Raw genomic sequence first — 3,850 nt, forward strand, 5'->3', positions numbered from 1 at the left:
CTCGAAATGGGCCTCGACGAGATGGGCACGATGTTTGCCCGCCGCGAAGGCACTGACCCTGATCTGCCGCCGGTCTATGTCGGCAGCCATCTCGATACTCAGCCGACCGGCGGCAAGTATGACGGCGTGCTCGGCGTACTCGGCGGGCTGGAGATCGTGCGCTCGCTCAACGAACTCGGCATCAAGACAAAACATCCGATTGTCGTCACCAACTGGACGAACGAGGAAGGCGCGCGCTTTGCGCCAGCCATGATGGCGTCCGGCGTCTTCGCCGGCGTGCTCGATCAGGCCGACGTCTACTCGCATGTCGACAAGGACGGCAAGAAATTTGGCGAGGAGCTCGAACGCATCGGCTGGAAGGGCACCGAGAAAGTCGGCGCGCGCCAAATCCACGCCTTCTTCGAGCTGCATATCGAGCAAGGTCCGATCCTCGAGGACGAAGGCATCGACATCGGCGTCGTCACCCATGGCCAGGGACTGAAATGGCTGCAGGTGACGTTGACCGGCAGGGAGGCGCATACCGGCTCGACGCCGATGCCGAAGCGCCGCAACGCCGGGCTCGGCATGGCGCGGGTGATTGAGCTGGTGCACGAGATCGCCATGGACTACCAGCCCGATGCCGTAGGCGCGGTCGGCCACATGGAAGTCTATCCGAACTCGCGCAACATCATCGCCGGACGCACCGTCTTCACCATCGACATCCGCTCGCCGGAAAAGGAGGTGCTCGACGTGATGGACGCGCGCATCCGCGAAGGCATCGACACGATCTGCGAGGCGCTCGATATCAAATATCAAATCGAGCAGGTCGGCCATTTCGATCCGGTCGCTTTCGATGCGGGCTGCGTCAAGGCTGTGCGGGATGCGGCGGAGCGCCTGGGTTATACGCATCGCAACATCGTCTCCGGCGCCGGCCACGACGCCTGCTGGATCAACCGCGTCGCGCCCACCGCAATGGTGATGTGCCCGTGCGTCGACGGGCTGTCGCATAATGAGGCCGAGGAAATCACCAAGGAATGGGCGGCGGCCGGCGCCGACGTGCTGTTCCACGCGGTGGTGGAAACAGCGGTGATTGTGGAGTGAACTAGAAACCAAGCTTCCGAACGCCGCTCACCAAGAAGCGCGAGAAAAACAAGGGAACAAAAATGACCAAAGTCATCAAGAACGGCACCATCGTCACCGCCGACCGCACCTGGAAGGCCGACGTGCTGTTCAAGCACGGCAAGATCATCGCCATCGGCCCGGACCTGCATGGCGACCACGAGTTCGATGCCACCGGCTGCTATGTCATGCCAGGCGGCATCGATCCGCACACGCATCTCGAAATGCCGTTCATGGGCACCTATTCGGCCGACGATTTCGAGAGCGGCACGCGCGCCGCCCTTGCCGGCGGCACCACCATGGTTGTCGATTTCTGCCTGCCGGCGCCGCAACAGTCGCTGCTCGAGGCCTTGCAGATGTGGGACAATAAAACCTCGAAGGCGTCCTGCGACTATTCCTTCCATATGGCGATCACCTGGTGGGGCAAGCAGGTGTTCGACGAGATGGCCACCGTCGTCGACAAGGGCATCACCTCGTTCAAGCACTTCATGGCCTACAAGGGCGCGCTGATGGTCGACGACGACGAGATGTATTCGTCGTTCCAGCGTTGCGCCGACCTTGGCGCGCTGCCGTTGGTCCATGCCGAGAATGGCGATGTGGTGGCGGCGCTTTCGCAGAAGCTTCTGGCTGCCGGCAACAACGGTCCGGAGGGGCATGCCTATTCGCGCCCGCCGGAGGTCGAAGGCGAGGCGACCAACCGCGCCATCATGATCGCCGACATGGCCGGCGTGCCGCTCTATGTCGTGCATGTCTCCTGCGAGCAGGCTCACGAAGCCATTCGGCGGGCGCGGCAGAAAGGCATGCGCGTCTTCGGCGAGCCGCTGATCCAGCATTTGACGCTCGACGAGAGCGAATATTTCAACAAGGACTGGGATCATGCGGCGCGCCGCGTGATGAGCCCGCCCTTCCGCAACAAATTGCATCAGGATTCGCTGTGGGCCGGCCTGCAGGCCGGATCGCTGCAAGTGGTGGCGACAGACCATTGCGCCTTCACCACCAGCCAAAAGCGCAACGGCGTCGGCGATTTCAGCAAAATCCCGAACGGCACCGGCGGACTCGAGGACCGCTTGCCGGTGCTGTGGACGACGGGCGTCAACACCGGCCGGCTGACGATGAACGAATTCGTCGCGGTGACCTCGACCAACATCGCCAAGATCCTCAACATGTATCCGAAGAAGGGCGCCATCGTTGAAGGTGCGGACGCCGACATCCTCGTCTGGGACCCGAAGCGCAAGAAGAAGATCACGGCCAAAAAGCAGCAGTCGGTGATCGACTATAACGTCTTCGAAGGTTTTGAGGTGACCGGCCTGCCGCGCTATGTCTTCTCGCGCGGCGAACTGTCGATCCAGGAAGCTGAGCTCAAGGCGAAGCCCGGCCATGGGGAGTTCGTCGCTCGCGAGCCGAATGCAGCGGTCAACCGGGCGCTGTCGACCTGGAAGGAAATTTCCGCACCGCGCAAGGTGGAACGCACCGGCATTCCGGCGACCGGGGTGTGAGCTTGGCGCGTTCGGCAGCGATCGCCTCACTGGTTGTGGCGAGCATTACCGGCGTACCGGCAGCGGCTGAGGTTCTTGCCGGTTCCTATGGCAATGATGTCGGTTGTGCCGGTGTATGGCTCGGCTATCAGGACAGCGATGCCTATGTCGTGCTGACCGCCGACGGCGTCGAAACCTATGGCAGCGGCTGCCGGTTCGCGCGGCAACTGGTGACGGCGCCTGGTACGCAGTCGTTGAGCTCGACCTGTTTCGCTGAAGGCGAGGAGGGAACGACGACTGAGACCGTCAAGGTCACCAACAAGGGAGCTGACGGTTTCTTCGTGACCATTCCCGGCCTTGAAGAGATAGGGCCGTTGAAATCATGTTCGTGACGGTGCCGATGATGGCCTCTCCGCCGATGCCGACCTCAGGCGACCAGCCCATCCAGTTCCGGCAGCAGGACGACACTTTCCTGTTCGTTGGGATCGGTGCGGGCGATGACAGCCGAGGCCGAACTGTCGCTCAGATTGGCCGGCAGATGCGGCACCCCGGCAGGAATGTAGAAGAGGTCGCCGGCCTTGACCACGATCTGCTGTTCGAGTCGGTCGCCATACCAGGTATGAACCTCGCCGGAGAGCACATAGATCGCCGTTTCATGGCTTTCGTGCATATGCGCCTTGGCGCGGGCACCGGGCGGCATGGTCAGCAGGTGCATGCAGATGCCGGTCGAGCCGACCGTCTCGGCGGCGATACCGGTGAAATAACTCAGTCCCTGCTTGCCTTCATAAGAGCTTTCAGGGCGGATAAGATGACAAGTGGGTTTGGACGACATCTGGGATGCTCTGGGCGTCGATCGAGTGGGAACTCTCAGTCGGATAGGACGGGGCGAGTGGAAAGCAATATCGCGGCAAAATCAACCGGATTCCGCCCGGCGCAGCAGCGGCGCGAAAAGGCAGGCTGCGGCCTATGACGGGAACATCGCCAGCCGTCGTTTCGGCAAGCAAGCTCGGCCTGACCTTCCAGACCAATGACGGCCCGGTGCAGGCCCTGTCGAATGTCGACCTGACCATCGGCAAAGGTGAATTCGTCTCCTTCATCGGGCCGTCCGGCTGCGGCAAGACGACCCTGCTGCGGGTCATCGCCGATCTGGAAAAACCGACATCGGGAAGCATCTCCGTCAACGGCATGACGCCGGAGCAGGCGCGCCAGAGCCGCGCCTATGGCTATGTCTTCCAGGCGGCGGCGCTTTATCCATGGCGTACGATCGAGCGCAACGT

Annotated in this window: 5 protein-coding genes; 4 read left to right on the forward strand and 1 reads right to left on the reverse strand. The window is 62.2% G+C overall.

Features of this window, described 5'->3' with window-relative positions; genetic code table 11:
- From EOA85_RS29820 to EOA85_RS29830, 3 genes are all read left to right on the forward strand, one after another.
- Positions 1 to 1,080, forward strand: a 1,080-nt coding sequence (locus tag EOA85_RS29820) for a Zn-dependent hydrolase (RefSeq protein ID WP_164759969.1), incomplete at its 5' end; no start/stop codon positions are given.
- A 62-nt stretch (positions 1,081 to 1,142) separates the two neighbouring features.
- Positions 1,143 to 2,594, forward strand: coding sequence for a dihydropyrimidinase (hydA, locus tag EOA85_RS29825; protein WP_127212139.1), 1,452 nt, complete (start codon positions 1,143 to 1,145; stop codon positions 2,592 to 2,594).
- Positions 2,591 to 2,965: a hypothetical protein gene (locus EOA85_RS29830; RefSeq protein WP_240992766.1), complete on the forward strand. Its 375-nt coding sequence runs from the start codon at positions 2,591 to 2,593 to the stop codon at positions 2,963 to 2,965. The genes hydA and EOA85_RS29830 overlap by 4 nt, the downstream gene beginning before the upstream one ends.
- Positions 2,966 to 3,000: 35 nt before the next feature.
- Here the strand turns inward: EOA85_RS29830 and EOA85_RS29835 are convergent, their stop codons facing one another.
- Positions 3,001 to 3,405, reverse strand: coding sequence for a cupin domain-containing protein (locus EOA85_RS29835; RefSeq protein ID WP_029351539.1), 405 nt, complete (start codon positions 3,403 to 3,405; stop codon positions 3,001 to 3,003).
- Between the two features lie 134 nt (positions 3,406 to 3,539).
- On the opposite strand from EOA85_RS29835, the gene EOA85_RS29840 reads away from it, so the two are divergent.
- Positions 3,540 to 3,850: ATP-binding cassette domain-containing protein (locus EOA85_RS29840; RefSeq protein WP_127212140.1), on the forward strand; the 311-nt coding region annotated here is incomplete at its 3' end.

The sequence above is a fragment of the Mesorhizobium sp. M5C.F.Ca.IN.020.29.1.1 genome (assembly GCF_003997375.1).
GTDB lineage: Bacteria > Pseudomonadota > Alphaproteobacteria > Rhizobiales > Rhizobiaceae > Mesorhizobium > Mesorhizobium wenxiniae.